Origin of the sequence: Nocardia sp. NBC_01730 (genome assembly GCF_035920445.1) — a bacterium.
Lineage (GTDB): Bacteria > Actinomycetota > Actinomycetes > Mycobacteriales > Mycobacteriaceae > Nocardia.
Genome location: NZ_CP109162.1, coordinates 991553 through 1014323 on the forward strand (window position 1 = coordinate 991553; position 22771 = coordinate 1014323).

A 22771-nucleotide genomic window follows, 5' to 3' on the forward strand; every position below is an offset into this window, starting at 1 on the left:
CGATGGTGCGGGCGCGTTCGACGGTGTCGGCGAACTAGACGAACCGGCGGTGTTCCTTGGTGGCGATGAACGGCCAGTTCGGTGGCGGCGGCATGGTCAGTCCTCCTGATAGGCGCGCAGCCGCGGCCCTGGTGGGGGTGCCGGGGCCGGTTGTGGCGGCGCGGGTTCCGGTGCGGGGCGGTAGTCGGTCACCACGGGGATGCGTTCGTTGATCTGCTCGCGCAGCCGGTGCCAGTAGGCGCGGCGGGCGGCCTGGATGTCCTCGAGCCCGATGGTCTCGCCGATGTGGTCGGGACTGACGGCCTTGCACAGAAACCGGTTCTTGTGGAAGACGTGGACCTCGGTGATGTCGCGCGGGTCGTAGTGGACGGTGACGGGTTCGCGGACGTAGGCGGCCAGGGTGGGATGCAGGTAGCGCAGGCCCTGGAAATGGATTCCGTCGCGGTGCACGACGCGGGGTGTGGCGACCGTGACCAGCAGCAGATCGAGCTGTTCCAGATTCTCGGGCATGCGTGGCAGCCAGCCATCGGCAACCCATGCCTGCTGGGGCGAGACGCCGATCTCGGAGTGAACCCGCGGGTGGTAGACGGTGGTGATGTACCGGCCGATCGCCTCGTCGAACTGGCGCAGCGACAGTGCCGGCGTGGTGACGGGTTTGCCGTGGACGAGGTGGCCGGGCAGCTCGGTGAGCAGTTCGGTGTTGATACTGCCGAACAACCTTTCCACTTTCCCGCGGCCCTGGGGCCGGGCGATGGTCGAGTGCACGATCGCGAACTTCAGATCGGCCGCGACCTGGGCGAGGTGGTCGCTGATGAAGTCGCTGCCGTGGTCGACATAGAGGATCTCGGGGATCCCGCACATCGGCCATGCCGGATCGGGTTTGGTCCAGATCGCCTGCCGCAACGCCAGTGACGTGTTCAGCGCCGACGGCGCGCCGAGGTTCACGGTGTTGCCGAGCACCGCGCGGGAGCGGTCGTCGAGTACCACGGTCAGCGAGGGGCGCCTGTGCTTGCCGGCCTCGACGATGAGGATGTCGAGCTGGGTGTGATCGGCCTGCCACATCACGTACGGGCGCTCGGCGCGGCGGCGATACACCAGCTCGTAGGTGTCGCGGAAGGCTACGGCGCCGTCGTGGGCGAGGGTGAGCATGGCCGGGTCGAGAGCAGTGACGATCGCGCGAACAGTGGTGTAGGACAACGGAACCCATCCCCGTTCGGCGGCGGCGCGGGCGGCGCGGCGGGTGATCGTCGCCAGCGACGGACGCGGCCGGCGCAGCGCCATTCCCTCGGTCAGCCCGCGACCCGTCACGGCTCACGCCGCTTCCACGCGCACACGCCGTCGCGTGCGCTGGGTCACATTGTCGCGTCCGCGGGGGACAGATGCCGGTAGATCGTCGGACGGGTGACGCCGAACTCGGCGGCGATCGGCGCGACGGTGTAGCGGCGTTTGCCGGCCTCGTCGAGTTCGTCGTACATCTGCCGCGCCAGCTGCACCTGTCGCGGGCCGAGCTTGGGTTTCTGGCCGCCGGTGCGGCCCCGGGCGCGGGCGGCAGCCAGGCCGTCACGGGTGCGTTCGGACGTGAGGGCGTGCTCGAATTCGGCGATGGCGCCGAGGATCTGGAAGAACATCCGCCCGAGCGCGGTGGAGGTGTCGATCTTCTGATCGAGCACCACCAAATCCACCCCACGACTCTCGAGGGTCTTCGACAGGTCGATGAGGTGCTCGAGCGAGCGGCCGAGCCGGTCCAGCTTGGTGACCACCAGCTGATCACCGGCACGGTTGGCCGACAGCAGCGCCTTGTCCAGTTCGGGCCGGGTCGCGAGCTTGCCTGAAGCCATGTCGACAAAGATCTTCTCGCACCCGGCCGCGGTCAACGCGTCGTGTTGTGCTTCGGGGTGCTGATCGCGCGTCGAGACGCGCCCGTAGCCGATTCGCATGAGCCCGAAGCGTATCGCCAACCCCCGACATTGACATTGCCGCGTACACGGCAACCTTTACAGAAACAACGAGAGGCGACCTACGAGAATCCGCAGCGCCCCAATGTGTCTCACCAACCTTCGTTGCCGACTCACGATGCCCGCGGGTATGCGGGCTACTGCAGACAGGAGCATGAGGCGAGCAGGTGGTTCCGGTGATGCTCATGAGATAGATCCGCTTCACCGCTGAACCGGATACCCGAGCGGTCGCCAGGCACGGTCGGCGCATCGACCGACACCCGGGAGGAGAGATCGAGGACACTCCTGCGCCGCCCAACGTAAGTCCTGCGGGATAGTCGGGCGTGCTACTCAACATTGGGAAACCCATCGACAGCACTGCGAGGATGTACATCGTGCACGAGAGTGACCGAACCGAGGCGTACATGGCCGAGGACCGCAAGAACATGACCGAGCCGGCGCGTGTTTTTCTGGACAGATGGCTGGCCAGCATGGGAAGTGCGCTGGAGCAGTGGCGCCGTTCCTACCTGCCCGCAGACTTTCCTTTCGACTTCACGCTCGACTCCCTGGACGCGCTGGAACCGATCGTGCTCGCGCGCTATCCGGACCAGGCCGCCATCGACGTCGAGGATAATGCGGAGTTCACCACCGGCACGGGGCGATACATCGGTGAAGTCCTGTTGCGTGTCGCACCGGCGCGATGGGGCTACCAGGATCGTGGAGATAACGACGGCAACCCCTACAACCGCACTGCGGTCATCCGTTCCAACACCCCGGCGAGGTTCATGGTAGTTATGGCCCCGGAATTCCGCCTGCAGCTTCTGGTCCGGGATCGAGAACGCGGAATCCTGCGCAAAGCCGCCGTCCGGCTGCTGGATGCCTGCGAGGAAGCCGGGCGCGCAGAACTGCCCGGCACGGGTGGCGCAGGCGGCACGGTCCCCGACTGGTGTGCATTCTTCACGCCTGATGAGTACAACAGGTTCGCCAGCGAGGTGGACTCCGCCTTGAGTTGCTTCGGTGCCGAAGGCCAGGATATCGACGCCGGCTATGTCAGCTTGGCTGCGGGCGATCCGGATCCCGAAGTGCATGATTTCGACATCGTCGGACTGGCAGACCAGTGCCGGGCAAGCGACATCGAAGACTGGTCGGATCTCTGCTTCTCCGCGATCGACGGTTACTCCACAGCGCAGCCGCAACGAGACTGGCTCACCCGAGTCACTTTCACGCAAGTCGAGGATCGGCTGGAGCCGTGGCTCGCCGACGAGCCCAAGTTGTCGTTCGACGCCGAACCCGACTATCCCGATCAGCCCTTCTCGATCCGGCTCGAAGACGGCAACTATCTCCACTTTCTCGCCACGGTCCCGGAACTAGAGGGAATTCCCGAAATCACGACGTTCGTTCCCAACTCCGCGGTGCGGGCATGGGACATACCCGTTGAAAAGCTCGTGCAGTGGGGGATTCAACACACCTGAGCCGAACCAGCACGCGCAGATTGCCGCATCAGGCAACGTTTCGGTAGGTAACCGGATCGCCGAATATCGCCGCCGATTGCGATGCCGCACTCGGCGTGGCTTCGGTAGCCGGAGCCATCCCCTGCCGCACGGACGCCCGCAGCAGCTCGTAATCGGCGCCACTTGGCACCGCGAAAACACCGCCACTTTCCGCCGCGAGTCACATCGTGCGGTTCCAGGCGGCCAGATCGGTGTACGAGAACCGAACGATTTACGACACCGGCACATCCCCTGCAACGCCGCGTGGCGGGGCCCTGTGTGGGCCGAGCGATGTCCGCCAGGCAGTGTGGGTGAGCCCCGCAGCCGCCTGGGGCGCCATGCGGGGGCGTGACGGTCGTGCCTCTTTCCACACTAGGAATGCGGTTCCCAGTGCCGACGCGGTAGCGCGATCAGCGGGACTACCCGGCATCAGCCGCACGGCCAATAATTCGAAGAGTCGGCGCAGCTGGCGTAAGGACCGTAACGGCAGCACTTCGACCCGTTGCACTCGTAGACGTCGGACCATTTGCCGCCGGTATCGGTAGCTGTCACGGCACCACACCAGCCGCAATACACTCCCCCCTTCGTCCCTGCTGCGCATTTGCAGCCGTTGGAGTCGCAGGAGGCGTTGGCGATCTCGGGGAAGATCGCGGTCAGGGCGACATGGCGGTGGCCAGGACGGCGGTGACTCCGAGGCGGCGGAGCAGATCGCGGCGCGTGGTCACGAGTGGGCCTCCTGGGCCGAGGGCGGGTGCGGGAAGGTCAGATCGGCCGGTTCGGCTGGGTCCTGGAGCCGCGGGTGCGCCGACGGATCGTGCACCGGTTCGGGCGCGCGGCGTCGGTAGGCCAGCAAGCTCAGCGCGGCCGCGACAGCACCGATCACGGTGATCTGGACCGCCGGGGAGAATCTGGTGATGGCTGGGCCGGACATCCCGCGTGCGGCGGTCCAGGCCACTGCGGCGATGAGCACCAGGTTTCGCACCGCGACCGGCCAGGAGATCAGCGTTCCCACACCTTGCCCAGACATCCACACGAGACCTGTTGCCCGCGCAGCAGCGCGATCACCACCGCGGCGGTCACCATCGCCAGCACTGCGGCAGCGTCCGCGCCGCTGCCGAAGGCGCCGAGGGCGTACATCCTGCCCACCACCAGCTCGGTCGCCGGGAGCAGTCACGCGCCCGGACGTAGAACCGGATGCGGAAGCAGCTGGTAGGAGTCCAGCCACTCCACCCGCCACGACACCGAGGTCGAGAACTTTGCGAATCCGGCCAGGACGAACAGGCCCCACACCCGTGCGGACAATCAGCTTGATACCGGTCCCGATCATCGTCGGTACCGCCCGGTCCGCGACAACGAACCATGGCGCCCACCGCGATACATCGCGGTGGTGACCCCTACTGATGAACTGCGCATGTGCCCTCCAACCAACATCGACCGACGTCCAGAGAACAAAGCCCCAGCCCGTAGATGAGCTGGGGTGAGACTGCGATCAGCCCGCCCTACCGCGCGGGGCTGGGAAAACGCGCCCTGAGACTAGCGGAATCCATTGCTCCCTCACGCAGTTTCGGGCCGGGTCGGCCATGATCCATCGGGCGACGTGTCGAGGTTTCAGCACGACCGGCCGTGGGTTCGGAGCTTCTTCAGAGGATGCGGCGCTAGGCTGAGTCTGTGGCTGTAGTCATCGTCGGTGCAGGATTCGGTGGGGTGGCGATGGCGTTGGAGCTCGTGCGCTCCGGTCACCATGATTTCGTCATCCTGGAGAAGGCATCCGAGGCAGGGGGAGTCTGGCGGGAGAACACCTATCCGGGTGCGGCATGCGACGTTCCGTCGCCGTACTACTCGTTCTCATTCGCCCCGAATCCCAGTTGGCCGAGACGGTATTCGGAGCAGCGCGATATCAAGGCCTACCTGAACCGGCTGATGGACAACTACGGTCTGCGCCCGCACATCCGGTTCAACACAGAGGTGACCGGCGCGGACTTCGATGCGGCAACGCGACGGTGGCGAATCGAGACGAACACTGGCGAGACTTTGGATGCTGACGTGTTCGTGCCCGCCACCGGCCAGCTGTCCCGACCGGCAATCCCGGCGATCTCGGGCCGGGAGTCATTTGCGGGCGTCAGCTTCCATTCCGCGGAGTGGAATCACGACTACGAACTCGCCGGCAAGCGGGTGGCGGTCATCGGAACCGGTGCGAGCGCCGTCCAGTTCGTGCCGCGGATCCAGCCGGTGGTGGCCGATCTGACGGTCTTTCAGCGATCGGCTCCTTACATCCTGCCGAAGCCGGACACCGCGTACGGTCGTCTGCACCGGTTGACGTTTCGGCGGAGGCCACTGCTGCAAAGCGCGGAGCGGCTGCTGTGCTGGTCGGGCGGGGAACTTGCCGCCTTGGGCCTTGGGGGGAATCGAAGCATCGCACGCTTTGTCGGCTGGATCGCGAAATGGAATCTGCGCATACAAATTCCGGACGAGAAACTACGGGCGGCGCTGACGCCGGACTATCCGATCGGGTGCAAGTGTGTGCTATTCGGCAACAACTTCTATGCCGCGCTCACCGAAACCAATGTGCACGTGGTGACCGAGGCCATCACCGAGATCACCCCCCGAGGAATCCTGACTGCCGACGGTGTCGAGCACGACGTCGACGCCATCATCTACGGAACGGGCTTCCGGCCGCAGGAACTGTTGGCGCCGATGAAGATCCGAGATCACAACGGTCGCGACCTGCACGATGTGTGGGCCGCAGGCGCGCGGGCCTACCTAGGCATCGCGGTACCCGGTTTTCCGAATCTGTTCATCATGTATGGCCCGAACACCAATCTCGGCTCCGGGTCGATCATCTACATGCTCGAACGCCAAGCGCGCTACATCCGCCAACTCATCGAGCATCTCGACACTCATCCGGGAACCGCACTGGACGTTCGCGCCGACGTCGAGCGACACTACGATACCGAAGTGCAGCGCAGGCTCGCCTCGACGGTATGGGCTTCCTGTCCGAGCTGGTACCGCTCCGAAACCGGCCGGATCTCGACGAACTGGCCCGGACTGGTCAGTGAATACGACCGACGCACCCGCCGAGTCGAGATCGCGGACTACCGGCTCATGCCGTAGGCAGAATTTACGGGCGGTCCAGGGGGGATAGGGAGCATCTGCCGGAAATCCGGCGGGTTGAGTCCAGCAGGATGGTGTACGGCCGGACGCCAGCAAAGTCTGGGCGTGTCGTAGCCGAGTGAAGGGTGGTCACCGCGTGATCCTTCAACAGACCTACCAAGTCACTGAAGGAAGAAAGTTTCACGCGATGACCTCTGTCCAGCCTATCGACCCGTCCAAGATGCTGTCGGACCAACTCGCCGTCGCGAGCCCGGATCTGCTGCGCGACATGATGTCCACGTTCATCCAGGCACTGATGAGCGCTGAAGCCGACACGATGTGCGGCGCCGGCTACGGCGAACGCTCCGACGATCGGGTCAATTCACGAAACGGGTACCGCCACCGCGACTTCGACACTCGTGTCGGCACGATCGACATCGCGATCCCGAAGCTGCGCTCGGGCTCCTATTTCCCGGACTGGCTGCTCGAGCGCCGCAAACGCGCCGAACGCGCCCTCACCTCGGTGGTGGCGACCTGCTACCTGCTCGGCGTGTCCACCCGACGCATGGAGAAACTCGTCGAATCACTCGGTGTGACAAAGCTTTCCAAGTCCCAGGTGTCGATTATGGCCGCCGAGCTCGACGCCCAGGTCGAAGCGTTCCGTACCCGCCCACTCGACCAAGGCCCGTACACGTTCGTCGCCGCGGACGCGCTGGTGCTCAAGGTCCGCGAGAGCGGCCGCGTGGTCAACGTGCACGCCCTGGTCGCGACCGGTGTCAACGCCGACGGCTACCGGGAGATCCTCGGCATCCAGGTCACCAGCGGCGAGGACGGTGCGGGCTGGCTGGCGTTCTTCCGCGACCTGGTCGCCCGCGGCCTGTCCGGAGTCAGCCTGGTCACTTCCGACGCCCACGCCGGGTTGGTCGCCGCGATCGGCGCGACATTGCCCGGAGCTGCCTGGCAGCGGTGTCGTACGCATTACACGGTGAACCTGATGTCGGTCACCCCGAAATCGTCGTGGCCGTGGGTGCGGACCCTGCTGCACTCGGTATTCGACCAGGCAGACACCGAATCGGTTGCCGCACAATATGATCGCATGCTCGATGCACTGACCGAGAAGCTGCCGAAGGTGGCCGCCCACCTCGACGCCGCCCGCGCTGACCTGCTGTCGTTCACCGCGTTCCCCAAACAGATCTGGCGCCAGATCTGGAGCAATAACCCCCAGGAACGGTTGAACAAGGAAATCCGCAGGCGCACAGACGTCGTCGGCATCTTCCCCGACCGTCAAGCCATCATCCGCCTCGTCGGCGCCGTCTTGGCCGAGCAACATGACGAATGGATCGAGGGCCGCCGCTACCTCGGACTCGACGTCCTCGCCCGCTCCCGCGGCCTCGCCGACCCCACCGAACAGGAGGACCCCACCCCAGCGCTGACCGCCTGACCGAACAGGGTCACGCGGCAATCACCCCGATACACCACCCGTTTGGACTTGACCATCCGGCGGTAGCGGCATGGAGCGCCGTCCAACTGGCAGTTCGTACCGCTTCGGATGTGATCCGATTGCATTGTACGGCAGCTAGTTTCCCGAGTCACCTCGACTGACGGCTCCGTCGGACCAGAACGACCCGCGACCTATGGCAGATAGTGCGCGGCTATCTGCCATAGCGCGCTACCGCCGGGATTTCTGGCAGATGAGCCCCTACCCCTACCCCCTACGACTGTCCGGCAAGTCCCGGGACTTCAGGCGGACAGCGGGTAATCCGATTCGCGCCCATATCCGCCAGCCAGGGTCATGGAGGCCAGCTGGGCACTTGGATGCAGAGCGGTCGATGTAGTGGCGATCCGCCAACGCCTCCAAGGCGCCGGTTATCCGGTGCGTTGGCCATAGCCTTTGCCGTTTTTCGGGCGGCGGGAGGTGTCGGGTCCTTCGTCTGTGAGTGCGGTCAGCTCTGGCCTGCACGGGGCTGAGAACGTCACGGACACGGGCCAGATCGGCATCCAGATGCGGGGAAGACAGCCGAATCGATTTCACGTGGCACGCGGGCACTCCTGACTGGGCACATCGAACAAGGCCGATCAATGGCAATTTGACACCACACTGGCGCGGAAGATGTTGGTATTGGCTGATTTTGATGCCTCGGTAACTTGGGTGATATCGGTTGGTGAGTGCCGTTGGAGGCGAGTACCTCCCCGGTCGACGTTGCCGGGGGCAAGCCGATCAGCCAGAGAGAACGTTCTCCCGGAATGCGGTCGCGGATACTCCGGGTTTCCTACCCCTGAACCCCCAAGGCGGGACGTGGACTCTGCGCCTTCGGAGGCCCCTCTGATCAGCGCGGTGAGTCGGATTCCCGACAGGCAGGGCTGGGATGGATTCCCGTCGAAGTATGTTGCTGATCAATTGCCCCCATGACACAGGAGTCGCCGATGCTGATGAGCCGCGTGCGGTGACGGGTCAAGGACAAGCGGGTGTGTGCGTTGGTGAAGGCGTTCCTGAAATCCGGAGTCATGACGACCTTCGGAGAAACGGAAGACGCCTGGACCGGGGTGCCCCAGGGTGGGTTATGCGCAGCTGCGCATAACGAACCTTATGAACAGCGCCGGGTTATGTGCAGCGCTGGCCGGTATGGCCTGGTGGACAGCGATTTTGGGGTCGATCACTGCGCATAACCTTCGTGTTCTGTGCTGGGTTCAGAGGCTGGCGAGCCAGTTGAGTAGTCCGGTGTCGTGGTTCCATTCGGGTAGCTCGTCGGTGACGATTTCGGTGTAGGCCGCTTCGAGGGCTTTGCGTTTGGCCTCGGTGGAGGCGCGTGCGTAGATCTCGGTGGTGGTCAGGTCGACGTGTCCGAGGATGTCGCGGATGTAGGGCAGCGGGACGCCTGCCTCGTAGAGGTGCATGGCCTTGCTGTGGCGCAGGATGTGCGGGCTGAGGTTTGCTCCCGTCAGTTCCGGGTCGCCGGCGCGGGCCTGGTATTTGCTGATGATCCAGGCGATTCCGCCGCGGCTGAGTTTGCCGTGATGCTGGTTGGTGAACAGTGGGTGGTCGTCGTGGCCGGGCTTGTCGAGGCCGTGTTCGGCCAGGTAGGCGTTCAGCAGGGCCGCTGTGTTGTCGCCGAGCGGGACGTGGCGGGTTTTGCGGCCCTTGCCGGTCAGCGCGGCCAGGGCAGGGGGTTGCAGGCGGGTGTCGCGGACGGTCAGGTCGGCGAATTCGGAAACCCTGGCGGCGGTGTCGTAGAGGGTGGCCAGCAGGGTCGCGTCACGGCGGCCTCGCCGGGTGGACCGGTCGGGCCCGGCGAGCAGGCGGCGGGCCTGGGCGACGGTGAGGTGATTGATGCTCGGTTGGGCCTTGCGTTTGGCGGGGACGGCGAGGATGTTCTGGCAGCCGGCCATCCTGGCCGGCTCCTGGGATTGCAGCCACCGGAAGAACGAGCTGACTGCGGCCAGGCGCTGGTTGCGGGTCGAGATGCTGTTGTGCCGTTCGGTTTCCAGCCAGTCCAAGAATCCGGTGATCGCGTCGGCGTCGATGCGATCGAGGGTGAGTTTGTCGGGCGGGATGGATCTGCTGTCGCGGAACCAGGCGATCAGCAGCTTGAAGGTGTCGCGGTAGGAGGCGATCGTGTTGGGTGAGCAGCCGCGCAGCCCGGCCAGGTGCGAGGTGAGGAAGAGGTGCAGCAACACCGCGAAATCAGTTGCCATCGCAGGGGCTTTCGGTGACGGGTGGGACGTTGTCGCCGTAGGCGCGCTGGATGCGGGCGGTGATGTGCGGGTAGGACTCGGCGGTCAGCCTCAGGTAGTAGTCGGTGTCGCCGATGGACGCGTGCCCCATATAGGCCTGCAGGACCGGCAGCAACGCGGCGACGTCCTCGCCGCGGGCGAACCACGACCGAAGATTGTTGACTGCCATGGTGTGCCGCAGATCGTGGACCCGGGGGCCGTGGCCCCGGCCGCCGTGGGGGATGCGGGCCTGCCAGAGGAACCGGCGGAAGTTCTTGTCGATGTTGCCGATCGTCAGCGGGCGCCCGGTGGTGCCGGGGAACAACCAGTCCCCGCCGGTGCGCCCGGCGACGCGGGTGTGGTAGTCGGCCAGCCTGTCGCGCGCGCGGCGCTGACCGGGCCCTGCCGGTCTTTGCCGCCCTTGCCGTCGCGGATTGTCAGGACCCCGACCTCGAGGTCGACATCGCCGAAAAGCAGCAGCCGGGCTTCGGAAGCACGTAGTCCGCAGGCGTAGATCGTGCGGAACAACACCGGCATGACCAGGTGCCGGAACGGGACCTGCGAGTCGTAGTGGCAGCGGTCGGTCTGGGTGAACAGGGCCGCCAGTTCCTGGTCGGTGTAGATGTGCGGGACGTATCGGGCGGGGCGGGGCAATACCCCGGGGGGCAAGACGTAGGCCGCCACGCCCCGGCGGCCCAGCCAGCGGGCCAGCTCCCGCACCGGCGCGGCCAAGCCGTGCAGGGTCGCCGGGGTGACTCCGCGCCGGCGGGCGGCCGCGATCCATGCCTCGACCGAAGCCTGGGTGGGTGCCTGCTGCCCAGGAAACTCACTGGCGGTGAACGCGGCGAACCGGGTCAGCACCCGCTGCTCGGCGTGGTATTTGTAACCCGTGGCGCGTTTTCGGTGACCAGGGCGGTGATCGCCTCGGTCATCGCGACCGCGGCGCTCATCGCGACACTCCGTTCGTCGGCGAGTCCGGGTCCAGCGCGCACTTGGCCAGCAGGCCCAGGGAGGATTTCAGGTAGACACCGGTCGACCGGACGTCCTGGTGGCCGAGGATGTCGGCGATCTGCTCGACCGGCGTGCCGCTTTCCATCAGCCGGGTCGCCAGCGAATGCCGCAACGAATGCATGCCATGACGGCGTTTCTCACTCACCGGAACGTGCGCCGCCCGAGCATGTTTGACCAAGATCTGATGCAGATGGTCCTGGTCGGAAAACGGGCCGATCGGGGCGGTGTGCCGCACGAACACCTGCGGACAGTCGCAGTCCGGCCGGCCACGGCGGATGTAATCGATCACCGCCCAGCCAACATCTTTCAGCAGCGGCAGCGCCACCCGGTGACCGGTCTTGGCCTGCACCACGAACAGCCGGTCGCCCGGCCATTCGAAGTCGGCGAACTCCAGCCGCTTGATGTCGACCCCGCGCAGCCCGAGCCTGGAGATCAGCAGGATGATCGCGTAATCCCTTTTCCCGCACGGGTTGTTCCGATCGATCGCTTCCACGATCCTGGCCACCTCGCCCGGACCCCACACCGACGGGATCCTGGCGTGGCGAGCCGAGCGTGCCGCCGGCACCGCCTCCAGACACGCCCCGCCGACCAAGCCGGCCGCGCAGGCGAACCGCAGGAACGACCGCACCGCGCACAATTTCTGCTCGACAGTCTTGACCTGGTATCCGGTCAGCGTGGCGACGAACGCCCCGATCACGGCCGCGTCGCAGCAGCCCAACCCTCCACGGGTGCCGGTGAACGCAACGAACTCCCCGGCCAGCGTCCCGTAGGTCCGCACCGTCGATACCGACCGCCCAGCCGAACGTAGGTGATCCTGGAACCGGGCGACTGTCTCGGCGCCAGCCTCGTCCAGCTTGCTCACCGACCGGCTGTAGCGGCGCAGCACCGCCCCGTGGACCGCGTAATCTTCCAGCATCTGAGCGACCCTGAACAAGTACACATCGGTTTGCTTCAGGGTTCCGGCCTGCTCCTTGCCGAAGAAGCCACACGCGTCGTCGACCCACGCCATCGCCGCATCCAGACAGAACTCCTCGACACCCCGTGCAGCGAAGTACTTCTGCATCCGCCGCCAGCAGCCCCGGTACCAGACGAGCGTCGATTCCTTGTAGCCCAGACGCTGTAGCTCCGACTCCAGGCCCGACACCAACGCAGACAAAGTCGCCATAACAACTGACCTCCGACCATGCGGCCCGGCACCATACCGGGCCTCCTGATCAGAGGATCCGCGTTATGCGCAGTGATCGACCCCAAAATCGCTGTCCACCAGGCCATACCGGCCAGCGGTGCACATAACCCGGCGCTGTTCATAAGGTGGGATTCTCCCCGCTGCTGGCGAACATTGCCCTCGCTGCGCTGGACGAGCACTTCGACCAGCAATGGCGAGAGTTGATGGGCACCAATAGACGGCGCGCCACGCGGAAGCGAAAGGGCCTGGGCAACTGGAGGATTGTCCGCTTCGCGGACGACTTCGTCCTGATGGTGTCGGGCGACCGGCATCATGCCGAGGCTGTTCAGTCGATCAAGGGCAAGGTTCGGGAGAAAGCGAACAGATCGACCCTACATCACACTCTGGACGAACTGGTCAACAGTTTGAACAGGACGTTGCGGGGCTGGGCGAACCATTTCAGGTACGGGGTGTCCAAGCAGGTGTTCCACGCGATCGACCACATAACGTGGCGTCGCATCGCAAAGTGGCTGCATAACAAGAACTCTCGGCTCAAGTGGAGCGAGTTGCGTCGCCGGTTCTGCCGACCGGGTACCTGGATCATCGACCACAACGGGGTTGTATTCACCGGCGCATCCAGCGTCAAAGTGACTCGTTACCGCTACCGCGGCAACACCATCCCGACCCCGTGGACCCCGAAACCGGCAGTCACTGCTATCGGTGCCTGACCAGCGGGAAAGGCGCGTGGAGCGCCCGTTGCGCGGAGACGCGCACGGCGGGTGCGGCGGGCGGCCCGGGAAAACGGGCTGGCTGCAAGGCCAGTACCGTGTCCCGGTCCGACCCAACCATCCTGCGGCTGGCCGACGACGAGCCCTACCGGCGCGAAGGCAAGCGCCAGTCGAACCTCACCGACGGCCGCCACAATGTGGCCCGCACCGTCTACCACGGAAAGGGGAGATGTACCAGGCCTACTACGAAGGCATGGAAGACCAACTGTCGGCGCTCGGACTTGTCTTGAACTGCGTCGTGTTGTGGAACACCGTCTACCTCGACCACGCCTTGAGCGTGCTGCGTGAGCCGGGCTACCCGCTGTGCGACGCTGATGTGGCGCGGCTGTTGGCATTCATCCGCGCCCACCTCGGTCTCGAGGGGCACTACAGCTTCCTGCTGCCCGACCTGCGCGGGCGGCGCCGGCCGCTGCGCGACCCTGACGCGCCCGTTAACGAGTAATCCTCGAGCCGAGATCCGGGGTGCTTGGCAGCCCAAGAACGGTTGACGACCCCGCCGCACGCGCGGGCAAACCCACCCCACACGCCCCTACGCTTCCAGGATCAGCGCATCGCGCAGCGGTCCGCCCCACTCGGACGCCGTCTCCTCGTCGTCGTTCTCGTCCGGTTCGACGAGGATGGCGACGAGTGCGTTGAGGGGGAACACCCGGGGGGTCTCGACCGCGGGGCCCTGTGCGACGCGCGGGGTTCTGGTCCAGACACTCTGCCGCGACCCGGGGGCCCCGGGGAGAGCCGCGGGATCCGCGGGGAGGTAGTGCCAGGCGGCCCCGTTGACGCGCCGGGCGATCTCGCCGACGTACCAGCTGGCGACCTGGACGAACGTGCTGTGCCGGGCGGCGTCGATGGCACGTGTGTCGGCGTACCGTTCACGGATCAGTGCCTCGAGGGCGTTGAGTGAGGCGGGGGAGAAATCCCAGGTCTCCGGCGTGCCGGTCGCCTCCGCCCAGGACGGGAAGTCCGCCTCCTGGCGGGTGAGCCATGCTGCCAGTTCCGGGTGCATCTGGGTCATGGACGCCACTGTAGGCGGCCCTTGCGCGATCCCGATGCACCCGACGAATAGCAGAAGATCCGTCGGCGACGACGAGTTCGGGATGTTCCCCGGCAGTTGGTCGCCGAGAAGACGACCGCCGCGGGATCAAACCTGTCCACGGTACAGGTTTGGCGGACGGTGACCCAAAGGCCGGAATGGCTGTCGCTACCGGTCCTGGCCGCGCTCTGCGACATCTTCGAATGCACCCCGGCCGCCGGGCAGGGCAACCCCTGCACTTCAGCGCCCTGCTGGGACATCTGCGCGCCGATCTGGACCTTCCCTCTCGAGCCACCAGGGCATCGACGCTGCGCCAGCTCGTCCGCCAAGCCCCTGCGCCGGTGATCGCCGACGCCCTCGGCTTCTCGGCCCATCACATGAACCGGATCTGGACGGCCGCCGGAGGGAGTTGGAACACCTACGCACCCGGCGACCACACCCGCTGAACAGTTCATCGGGGAGGGAATTCCGACCGCTTGAATACAGGTGCCTACCAGTATCGACCCCCGTTTACTCCAGGCGGCCCGAAACACGCCACCCACCAGGCTCTCGAGGCTTTGGGGCGGGCGGTCCGCACGCTCTTTGTCTGCGTTCCTGGCATCGGAGGAACTGTGTCGCGGGATCCACTCAGGGTTGCAAGCGGTGGAGAACTGGAACTCCGACAACGGGATCGTCTTCTACGGCAAGGACTCCGACCTGGCGGGCCCGATCGCGAGCACGCCGCGGCGTCTATGCATCCGCTGCATTCGTTGGTCCACATGAACACGTTGCTGCTGCAAACCGTGCTGGAAGATCCCGCGTCCCGGGACCGGAATCACGCTTCGCCGATTCTTTGCAGCAGATTCACGAGTTGGCGGCGTTCGACCGCGCTGAGCCGCCTGGTGGCCGCCGCTTCGGCGTCGCGCCACGCGGCCAGCACCGACTCGACCGCTTCTTCTCCCCGCGCGGACAGGCGCAGTCGAATCACCCGCCGGTCGGAATCGTCGTGGGTCCGCTCGACAAAGCCGGAACGCTCCATACGGCTGACGGCCTTGGCGATCGTGGGCTGCTCGATACCCATACGCGCTACCAGCTCGGCCTGCGTCGACCCTGGATTCTCACGGAGGTCGACAACGATCAGCTCTTGGCCGGGATGAAGCCCGAGCAGTGCGAGTCGATGCGTCAGATCGGCCCGGTGCGCGCGTACGGCGTGCGCGAGGGAGTAACCGACGGGACCGGCATTGCGAGCGATCTCACGGCCCGATCGAGGCCCGGAATGTTCCATAGCCGACTATTGTACAGTCGGCTATTGTATAGTCGGCTATTGTATAGTCGGCTATTGTATAGTCGGCTATGGAATCGACTGACTGGAGGCATCATGGCCCATCTCCTGCATATCGACTCCAGTGCCAGGAGAGACTCCTTTTCCCGCGAAGTCGCCGGGGTGTTCGCCACGGAGTGGCGCACCCGGCGCGCCAGCGGGGACTACACCTACCGTGACTTGGGCGCCGATCCCGTACCGCCGGTCGACGAGGCCCGCACCGAGATCGCGATCCAGGCCTCAGTAGCGGGGATCCGAGAGCTGGCCGGAATGTCGAGCGTGGTGCACACATCGGCGCAGGAAAGAAGTTGGGCGGTGAGCAAGCCGCTCATCGAAGAACTGCTCGCGGCCGACGTGCTGTTGATCGCGAGCCCGATGTACAACTTCTCGCTCCCCTCGACGCTCAAAGCGTGGATCGACCAGATCTCCTTCCCCTGGCTGCCGCTGGCCGGACGGACCGCGGTGGTGGTCACCGCCAGAGGTGGCTCGTACGCGCCGGGAGAACCGCGGGAAGCGTACGACCACCAGGAGCCCTATCTGCGGGCCTACTTCGAGACACTCGGTCTCACGGATCTGCATTTCATCCACACCGAACTGACCAACGCGCCGCACGTCCCGCTTCTTGCCGAGTTCACCGATGCTCACAAAGCGTCGCGCGCGGCCGCGCTCAAAGCTGCCGCAACGCTCGCCGGGGCGATCGGGCAACGGGTTGAGCAGCCCACCTGAATCAACTCCCGCAACGATTCTCGAGCGGGTGCGTCGCAGGAAGTCAAAAGAACGGAAATCGGAGAAACATGGATACAGGGATGAAGGGCCGTGTGGTCCTGGTGACCGGAGCTTCCAAGGGCATCGGTGCTGCCGCCGCCCGCGCGTTCGCGGCCGAGCGGGCCCGGGTGGCGATCATCTACCACACCGACCGCGCTGGCGCCGAGAACGTGGCCTCGTCAGTCGAGGCAGTTGGCGGGGAAGCCATCGCCGTCCCGTTCCGGCTCGGCGATCCCTCCACCGCGGCCGAAGCGGTAAGGGCAGTCACCGAGCGCTGGGGGGATATCGACGTGCTCGTCGCCAACGCGGTCGACTGGGGCGGTGACGCTCCGCCCGACCCCAGCGTTCGCTTCGAAGACGTCCCGCTCGACCACTGGAACAGAATGGTCGGCGCCAACCTGATCGGTACCGTGGCGGTCATCCGGTCGGTACTGCCCGGCATGCGCAGGAACGGATGGGGGCGGATCGTGCTGATCTCCTCCAGCGTGGCCGAGGAGGGAATCCCCGGACCGGGCCCCTACGGCACTGCCAAATCCGCCCTGTCCGGCCTGTCGCGCAGCCTCGCCTGGGAAGGCGGCCGCGACGGGATCCTCGTCAACGTCGTCGCACCCGGATTCACCCTCACCGAAAGCAGGGCCACCTTCCCTGACGCCGTCATCGACAAGTTGGCTGCCGGCACCCCCACGCGGCGCCTGTCCGACTCCGATGACGTCGCCAACCTGATCGTGTTCCTGGGATCGGACGCCAACAGGAACCTCACCGGAGAGATCCTCCGCGAAGGATCCTCCGCTGCCCGCGCCCCATACGCAGGCGGCTAGCAACTCGCGCTGCCAGCCGTCATCAGGGGGACCTGTCAGTCCAGGCCTGGGCTCGCTCCGACCCCGGCACGAATCGTTTCGTGTCGGGGTTTCCCATTCGCGACACGTGGGACTCACGCCGACATGAAATCACCTACAGCTCAAAACCGCTGGATGTTCAGCGCTGAGCGGGCGAATCTACTCCGCGACCCCTTCTCTGGCAACCGTCGGCTGGCGGAATCGAATGTGGCTCGGCAAACGAAACGGAAGGCTTGGTCGGTCGACATTGTGATCAGCGCACGCGGACATCCAGCAGCAAATCGAGCAGGAGGCGGGCGAATTCGGTGGGTGCGTCAGTGAATCCACTGTGCCCGCCGGGGAACTCGGTCAGCGGGATGTTCAAGTGCGCGGCGATCGTCTCGGCCGGACGGTAGGGGAGTCTGCCTTTGCTTTCCCGGCCCGCTCCGAGGGCAAGGCGGTCGGAGAGCGGCGCCAAAGCCGCCAGGTCGGGCTGGTGTGAGGTGACTGTGCGCAATTCGTGTGCCATGGTGCGCGGCGCGTTGGCGTGCAGACGTCCGATCATCTCCGCCGCGCGCTGCGGGAGCTCGGCGGGATCAGGCATGGCGTTCATCCCTCCACCGATGCCCTCGAGGAAGCGTGCGCCCGCGGCGGCGAGGCCTTCGGCCATGAAGAGTTCGTATACCTCGTCGACGAACGCTTTGTGTGTGGCGGCGTCGGGCAGCACCGCAAAGCAGGGCGGCTCATGCGCGACGACCGACCGCAACCGGTGTGGGTGCCGTGCGAGCAAATCCAGCGCGACCACCGCGCCGCCGCTTCCACCGAAGACGTAAGCGTCTTCGCCTGCGGGCGTGAGGTGTTCGAGTAGGCGGAAGGCGTCGTCGCTTTGTACCTCGACCTGCATGTCGGCTGGTGCGTCCTGGTCGAGCACGCTACGGGAGTAGCCGCGCGGGTCGAGGGTGACGACGGTGAAATGCTCGGCGAGCGGGTCGGTGATGGGATCGAAAACGGCCGCGTCGCCCCCGCTGCCAGGAAGCAGCAGCAGAACCGGCCCGCTGCCGCGCACCTCGAAGTAGAGGGTGGCCCCGGGGACTTTCAAGGTGTCGGATCTCATGATGACTGCTCCTGGTGCCGGGATGGCCACTGCTCGAGTGCGATGTGCAGGGCGTCGATGATGCGTTCCCAGGAGGCGGCGGTATCGCGGGAATGGCTGAAGCCGCCGGTCGCCTCCAGGGTGGCGTAGCCGTGAAAGGTGCTGCGCAGCAACCGGACCGCGTCGGTGAGGTCGGGTTCGGCCAAGCTGTAGGCGCGCAGCATGCCATAGGTGAGTTCGATGCCGCGCAGCGCGCCGGGCGAAGCCTTGGCCACTTCGGCGCTGACCGGCAGCTGCGTTGCGGCGTATCGGCCGGGATAGCGCAGCGCGTACTCACGCCAGGCGTGCGCGAACGCGCCGAGCGCGTCGCGTCCCGCCCGGCCCGCGACCGCCGCCGCGATCAGGTCGGCCTTCTCGGCGGCGGCCGTCATGGCCACTCTGGCCCGCAGTTCCTGGAGGTTCTTGATGTGCGAGTAGAGGCTCGCGTCCTTGACGCCGAACTGTCTGGCCAGCGCCGACATGGTGATGTTGTCGATACCGACCTCGTCGGCGAGATCTGCCGCGGCCAGCGTGATCCGCTCAGCGGTCAGCCCGGCTCGTACCATCATCCGCGCGACCTCCTCTAAACTAGGGCAGATCGTATTTATCCTAGTACTCCTAGTTTTTGCAAGGGAAGCTATCCGTCATTTTCGGCAAGGTTGCGGATCGGGTGGCCTCTGACCACGAGGCTGGCTATGCTGGGCCACTGTTCACGCGCAAGCTGAATCTGGATCTGATCCGCGAGCACTACGACAACCTGCTCAGGTTGGCCGGGTCGCTGAAGTTCGGGCACGCGACAGCGTCGCTGCTGGTCGGCAAGCTGTGCGCGTCCGGGCGGCAGAACGCGCTCGCGGCCGCGCTCAAGGAATACGGGGCGCTGCGCCGAAGCATCTACGCCGCCCGCTATCTGTCCGACCCGGACTATCGGCGCAAGATCTCACGCCAGCTCAACGAGGGCGAATCCATCCACGCACTCAAACGCGATCTCATCTACGCCCACGAGGGAGCCCTCCGGGCCCGCCATCTGAAAGCCCAGACCGAACAAGCCTGGTGCCTGACGTTGGCCACCAACGCGGTCATCGCCGGGGCCACAGAGTATTACGGCCTGGCCGTAGAGCAGATGCGCCGGGCCGGGCGGCGAATCGACGACGAGGTACTCGCGCACATCTCGCCCGCGCACCGCGAGAGCATCTTCTTCAGCGCGATCGAGGTCGACATCGACGCCGAACTCGCCCAACTCGGCCCGACCGGATACCGGCCGTTGCGCGTCCGCGACACCTTGTTCTGACCGCACGCATGCCGGTTCGGCCTGAGTCCATCCCCGTCGCTGTGATCCCCGGTCGGCTCTCGACCGGGGATCACAGCGAGGTGAGGTCCGGATCGGTCAGTGGTCGATACTCGCCATGTTCGCTTCGTCGTGGCGGGCCCCGATCGCTGGTGTGAGCCGGTCCAGGCGCGCGAGTTGGTCGGTGGTGAGCACGACGGCGTCGGCGGCGGTGTTCTCCTCGACGCGAGCGACGCGGCGGGTGCCGGGGATGGGCGCGATGTCGCTGCCCTGGGCCAGCAGCCAGGCGAGTGCGACCTGCGCGGAGGTGGCGCCGACCTCGTCTCCGACTGCCCGAACCTCGTCGACCAGGCGCAGATTCTCGTCGAATGCCTCCCCGATGAACCGGGGATTGGTCTTACGCCAGTCGTCGTCAGGGATGTCGGCAGGCGAGCGGAGCTGACCGGTGAGGAAGCCGTGGCCCAGCGGGGAGTAGGGCACGAACCCGATACCGAGGCCGCGCAACAGCGGCAGCAGCTCGTCCTCGGGGTCTCGGGTCCACAGCGAGTACTCGGTCTGCAACGCCGCCAGCGGGTGCACCGCGTGGGCGCGCCGGATGGTCTCCGGCGAGGCTTCCGAGAGCCCGATGTGCAGGACCTTGCCTTCGGCGACCAGTTCGGCCAGCGCGCCCACGGTCTCCTCGATCGGTGTGCCGGGGTCGACTCTATGCTGGTAATAGAGGTCGATCCGGTCCGTGCCCAGCCGCCGCAGCGACCCTTCGACCGCGGCCTTCACATTCGCGGCGCTGCTATCGATACTGCGGGGCCCGGTGCCCGCCACCGGATGCGAGAGCAGGCCGAACTTCGTGGCGACGACAACCTCGTCGCGCCGCCCGGCGATCGCGCGGCCGACGATCTCCTCGCTGTGGAAGGGGCCGTAGATCTCGGCGGTGTCGATGTGGGTGACACCCAGCTCCAGCGCACGGTGGATGGTGCGGATCGACTCGTCGTCGTCCAACCCTCCGCCAGAGGTGTAGGTGCCAGCCATGGTCATGGCACCCAGGCCGATACGGGACACCTCCAGAGTACCGAGAAAAGCAGGCTTCATCGAATAACTCCTTCGTCGGTTCGTCGATGGTGATCACAGGGATGGCCGGGACGGCCCGCCGGGCGCGGCATCACTGCCGCGGTGCTTCCCTGACTTCAGACAACACCGTGTCCCGGGAACAAGACAGGGTCTGGCGAGAGGGGTGCTCACGGTGTCCCTCTTACCCGGCCTACCTGCATCTACGCTCGACACCATGGACGAGAACGAGGAAGCGCGCACAGCGGTCCGCGAATTCCTCAGCAGCCGCCGTGACCGGGTCTCACCTGGCGACGCGGGCCTGCCCTCGACCGGGACCCGGCGCCGTGTGAAGGGCCTGCGGCGCGAAGAGGTAGCCCTGCTGGCCGGGATCAGCCCCGAGTACTACATCCGCCTCGAACGAGGCCGGGCCACAGGCCCCTCGCCGGGCGTCGTGGAATCCATCGCCGCGGTGCTGCAACTCGACGACGACGAACGCGCCCACCTCGACCGGCTGCTCACCGCACTGACCCCCGAAGCCCGCAAGCGTCGCAAACCAGCGATCACCGCCACGATCAGCCCCGGAATCCGGGTACTGCTGGACTCGATCAACCACCTGCCCGCTGTCGTGTTCAACAGCCGCCTCGACCTCCTCGCCGCCAACGATCTCGGACGGGCCCTCTACGCACCGCTGCTCGACACCGACGGCCCGGTGAACACAGCGCGCTTCATGTTCCTCGACGAGCACGCGGCCCGAGGCCTGTTTCCCGAGTGGGAGCGTATCGCCGCTGACACAGTGTCGATCCTGCGCATCGAGGCCGGTCGGCACCCCGACGACCCGGAGCTGGTCGCCCTCATCGGTCAGCTGTCCACCCGCAGCCACGCATTCCGCACCCGCTGGGCCGCCAACGACGTGAAAACACACCGCGCAGGCACCAAGGCCTTTCAGCATCCCCTGATCGGAAGGCTCACCCTGCCGTTCGAGAACCTCACCATCGACACCGCGGCGGATCAGGTTATGACCGTGTTCACCCCGCAGCCGGGCTCACCCGAACACGACGCGATCCGCCTGCTCGCCAGCTGGAACGCCCACACCTCGGATCAGACGGAGACCGAAAGAAAGTCTCCGGATAGGTCGTAGCAGGTGTTCCGTAAGCCGATCGGCCAACGGAACATCCCACCCGACCAGCTCCCGCCCTGATCACGGGTGTTCCGTAAGACTGTTCCGGGCACCGTCCCGGTGAACCCCCGCTATAAGGAACAATCGAACGGGTGATCGAACCCTTCCGCGTCGGATACGTGCGCTGCTCCACGGACGAACAAGACGTCGAGATCCAAATCGACCAACTGATCGTCCTCGGCGTCCCTCGCGAGCGGATCTTCGTCGACAAAGGATTCTCCGGCACCACCCGCATGAACCGCACCGGCCTTGACAACGCCCTCACCGCGGTCCCCTCCGCGGCCACCGCTGTCACCGACCGGCAAGTGGTGCTGACCACGACGAAGTTCGACCGGTTCGCACGCAACATGGCCGAAGCCGGGGAGATCCTGACCGGGCTACGCGAGCGGGATGTGCTGTTCGGTCTCGGCAACCAGATCTACGACGAGTACAGCGTCGGACGCTCCACCATCCACCGCATCATCAGCGGCCCCCCGCCGCGCGTGTAGCCCCCATCAATTCGGAACCGGCAACCCGTCATCACTGCTGGTCAAGCCATTGTCGTTGTTTCCACGCGGTTACTACCGGAACCCCTAATTGTTGAGGTCGGGGCTGCGGATCTGGGTGGTGAGTGTTCGGCTTGACTGCCGATGATGTTGACCGGCACGGCTGGAGGTTGGGGTTCGTGGCGACGCTGGTGTTCGCGGATGAGGAGTTGGAGTGTCTGCGGGAGCTGAAGGAACTGGACGAGTTCCTGCTGGCGCGGGAGATGGAGCACGACTCGCCGACGCTGCTGTTCCGGCTCGCGCGCGAGTACCTGATCTCGGCGCGGGTGATCCGGCCCAGTCCTGACACGCTGGTGCGCCGGGTCGCGCACGCACATCCGGTGGAGCAGATGCGCCGCGAGGGCCGCCGCATCGATGACGACGTGCTGGCACATATCTCCCCGGCGCAGAGCGAAAACATCAACCTCTTCGGCGCGATCGAGGTCGACATCGACGCCGAGCTCGCCCTGCTCGGGTACCGGCCGCTCCGCGTCCGCGACACCCTCTTCTGAC

General features: G+C 65.9%; 24 protein-coding genes and 2 pseudogenes. 12 read left to right on the plus strand and 14 right to left on the minus strand.

The genetic code is table 11. The features are described from left to right. Positions 1-96 precede the first annotated feature (96 nt). Positions 97-1308, minus strand: coding sequence for a transposase family protein (locus tag OHB12_RS03640; protein WP_327116124.1), 1212 nt, complete (start codon positions 1306-1308; stop codon positions 97-99). Positions 1309-1352: 44 nt separating this feature from the next. Beyond that, complete coding sequence (locus tag OHB12_RS03645; RefSeq protein ID WP_327116126.1) at positions 1353-1937, minus strand: recombinase family protein; 585 nt, start codon at positions 1935-1937, stop codon at positions 1353-1355. A 392-nt stretch (positions 1938-2329) separates the two neighbouring features. On the opposite strand from OHB12_RS03645, the gene OHB12_RS03650 reads away from it, so the two are divergent. Beyond that, a complete protein-coding gene (locus OHB12_RS03650; RefSeq protein ID WP_327116128.1) occupies positions 2330-3406 on the plus strand; it encodes a hypothetical protein in 1077 nt (358 codons plus the stop codon). 739 nt (positions 3407-4145) lie between these two features. On the opposite strand, the gene OHB12_RS03655 is transcribed toward OHB12_RS03650, so the two are convergent. From OHB12_RS03655 to OHB12_RS03665, 3 genes are read right to left on the minus strand one after another with little or no spacing between them, the layout of a single operon-like run. After that, entirely contained in the window at positions 4146-4436 is a 291-nt protein-coding gene (locus tag OHB12_RS03655) for a hypothetical protein (protein WP_327116130.1), read from the minus strand. Next, complete coding sequence (locus OHB12_RS03660; RefSeq protein ID WP_327120875.1) at positions 4424-4594, minus strand: MauE/DoxX family redox-associated membrane protein; 171 nt, start codon at positions 4592-4594, stop codon at positions 4424-4426. The genes OHB12_RS03655 and OHB12_RS03660 overlap by 13 nt, the downstream gene beginning before the upstream one ends. Then, complete coding sequence (locus OHB12_RS03665) at positions 4595-4726, minus strand: hypothetical protein (RefSeq protein WP_327116132.1); 132 nt, start codon at positions 4724-4726, stop codon at positions 4595-4597. It abuts the gene before it with no gap. A gap of 366 nt (positions 4727-5092) precedes the next feature. Between OHB12_RS03665 and OHB12_RS03670 the strand changes: the two genes are divergently transcribed. Both OHB12_RS03670 and OHB12_RS03675 read left to right on the plus strand, forming a co-directional pair. Continuing rightward, positions 5093-6535 carry a flavin-containing monooxygenase gene (locus tag OHB12_RS03670; protein WP_327116135.1) on the plus strand — a complete coding sequence of 481 codons (1443 nt, stop codon included), beginning with the start codon at positions 5093-5095 and terminating at the stop codon, positions 6533-6535. Between the two features lie 187 nt (positions 6536-6722). Then, positions 6723-7955, plus strand: coding sequence for an IS256 family transposase (locus OHB12_RS03675; RefSeq protein WP_327116137.1), 1233 nt, complete (start codon positions 6723-6725; stop codon positions 7953-7955). A 1247-nt stretch (positions 7956-9202) separates the two neighbouring features. On the opposite strand, the gene OHB12_RS03680 is transcribed toward OHB12_RS03675, so the two are convergent. From OHB12_RS03680 to OHB12_RS03695, 4 genes are all read right to left on the minus strand, one after another. Further along, complete coding sequence (locus OHB12_RS03680; protein ID WP_327116138.1) at positions 9203-10207, minus strand: tyrosine-type recombinase/integrase; 1005 nt, start codon at positions 10205-10207, stop codon at positions 9203-9205. Further along, complete coding sequence (locus OHB12_RS03685) at positions 10197-10550, minus strand: hypothetical protein (protein ID WP_327116140.1); 354 nt, start codon at positions 10548-10550, stop codon at positions 10197-10199. The genes OHB12_RS03680 and OHB12_RS03685 overlap by 11 nt, the downstream gene beginning before the upstream one ends. Beyond that, positions 10520-11086: a tyrosine-type recombinase/integrase gene (locus tag OHB12_RS03690; RefSeq protein ID WP_327116142.1), complete on the minus strand. Its 567-nt coding sequence runs from the start codon at positions 11084-11086 to the stop codon at positions 10520-10522. The genes OHB12_RS03685 and OHB12_RS03690 overlap by 31 nt, the downstream gene beginning before the upstream one ends. Before the next feature lie 85 nt (positions 11087-11171). Beyond that, complete coding sequence (locus OHB12_RS03695) at positions 11172-12401, minus strand: site-specific integrase (protein ID WP_327116144.1); 1230 nt, start codon at positions 12399-12401, stop codon at positions 11172-11174. Positions 12402-12547: 146 nt separating this feature from the next. On the opposite strand from OHB12_RS03695, the gene OHB12_RS03700 reads away from it, so the two are divergent. Beyond that, the gene (locus OHB12_RS03700) at positions 12548-13129 is read left to right on the plus strand and encodes a group II intron maturase-specific domain-containing protein (RefSeq protein ID WP_327116146.1); all 582 of its coding nucleotides are present in this window, start codon (positions 12548-12550) and stop codon (positions 13127-13129) included. Between the two features lie 229 nt (positions 13130-13358). Then, on the plus strand, positions 13359-13631 hold the full coding sequence (locus tag OHB12_RS03705) for a Tn3 family transposase (RefSeq protein ID WP_327116148.1): 273 nt from the start codon (positions 13359-13361) through the stop codon (positions 13629-13631). Positions 13632-13718: 87 nt separating this feature from the next. On the opposite strand, the gene OHB12_RS03710 is transcribed toward OHB12_RS03705, so the two are convergent. After that, a complete protein-coding gene (locus OHB12_RS03710) occupies positions 13719-14198 on the minus strand; it encodes a hypothetical protein (protein WP_327116150.1) in 480 nt (159 codons plus the stop codon). Between the two features lie 159 nt (positions 14199-14357). Here OHB12_RS03710 and OHB12_RS36060 point away from each other — a divergent pair, with 159 nt between their 5' ends. Next, complete coding sequence (locus OHB12_RS36060; protein ID WP_442799957.1) at positions 14358-14561, plus strand: hypothetical protein; 204 nt, start codon at positions 14358-14360, stop codon at positions 14559-14561. A 469-nt stretch (positions 14562-15030) separates the two neighbouring features. Here the strand turns inward: OHB12_RS36060 and OHB12_RS03725 are convergent, their stop codons facing one another. Beyond that, positions 15031-15480: a MarR family winged helix-turn-helix transcriptional regulator gene (locus tag OHB12_RS03725; RefSeq protein ID WP_327116154.1), complete on the minus strand. Its 450-nt coding sequence runs from the start codon at positions 15478-15480 to the stop codon at positions 15031-15033. A gap of 93 nt (positions 15481-15573) precedes the next feature. On the opposite strand from OHB12_RS03725, the gene OHB12_RS03730 reads away from it, so the two are divergent. After that, positions 15574-16242 carry an FMN-dependent NADH-azoreductase gene (locus OHB12_RS03730; RefSeq protein ID WP_327116156.1) on the plus strand — a complete coding sequence of 223 codons (669 nt, stop codon included), beginning with the start codon at positions 15574-15576 and terminating at the stop codon, positions 16240-16242. An 80-nt stretch (positions 16243-16322) separates the two neighbouring features. Further along, positions 16323-17099, plus strand: coding sequence for an SDR family NAD(P)-dependent oxidoreductase (locus OHB12_RS03735; RefSeq protein WP_327116158.1), 777 nt, complete (start codon positions 16323-16325; stop codon positions 17097-17099). A gap of 271 nt (positions 17100-17370) precedes the next feature. Here OHB12_RS03735 and OHB12_RS03740 read toward each other — a convergent pair whose 3' ends face one another. Together OHB12_RS03740 and OHB12_RS03745 are read right to left on the minus strand one after the other, a co-directional pair. Next, on the minus strand, positions 17371-18210 hold the full coding sequence (locus tag OHB12_RS03740) for an alpha/beta fold hydrolase (RefSeq protein WP_327116160.1): 840 nt from the start codon (positions 18208-18210) through the stop codon (positions 17371-17373). Further along, positions 18207-18797: a TetR/AcrR family transcriptional regulator gene (locus tag OHB12_RS03745; RefSeq protein WP_327116162.1), complete on the minus strand. Its 591-nt coding sequence runs from the start codon at positions 18795-18797 to the stop codon at positions 18207-18209. Before OHB12_RS03745 ends, OHB12_RS03740 begins: the two co-directional genes overlap by 4 nt. 125 nt (positions 18798-18922) lie before the next feature. On the opposite strand from OHB12_RS03745, the pseudogene OHB12_RS03750 reads away from it, so the two are divergent. After that, positions 18923-19516, plus strand: a pseudogene (locus tag OHB12_RS03750) (Tn3 family transposase); the annotation flags it as partial. A gap of 96 nt (positions 19517-19612) precedes the next feature. Here the strand turns inward: OHB12_RS03750 and OHB12_RS03755 are convergent. Beyond that, positions 19613-20599, minus strand: a complete 987-nt coding sequence (locus OHB12_RS03755) for an aldo/keto reductase (protein ID WP_327116164.1) — start codon at positions 20597-20599, stop codon at positions 19613-19615. 193 nt (positions 20600-20792) lie between these two features. Here OHB12_RS03755 and OHB12_RS03760 point away from each other — a divergent pair, with 193 nt between their 5' ends. From OHB12_RS03760 to OHB12_RS36065, 3 genes and pseudogenes are all read left to right on the plus strand, one after another. Beyond that, positions 20793-21695, plus strand: coding sequence for a helix-turn-helix transcriptional regulator (locus tag OHB12_RS03760; protein WP_327116166.1), 903 nt, complete (start codon positions 20793-20795; stop codon positions 21693-21695). A 131-nt stretch (positions 21696-21826) separates the two neighbouring features. Then, entirely contained in the window at positions 21827-22222 is a 396-nt protein-coding gene (locus tag OHB12_RS03765; protein ID WP_327116168.1) for a recombinase family protein, read from the plus strand. A gap of 221 nt (positions 22223-22443) precedes the next feature. Next, positions 22444-22653, plus strand: a pseudogene (locus OHB12_RS36065) (DUF4158 domain-containing protein); the annotation flags it as partial. Between the last annotated feature and the right edge of the window lie 118 nt (positions 22654-22771).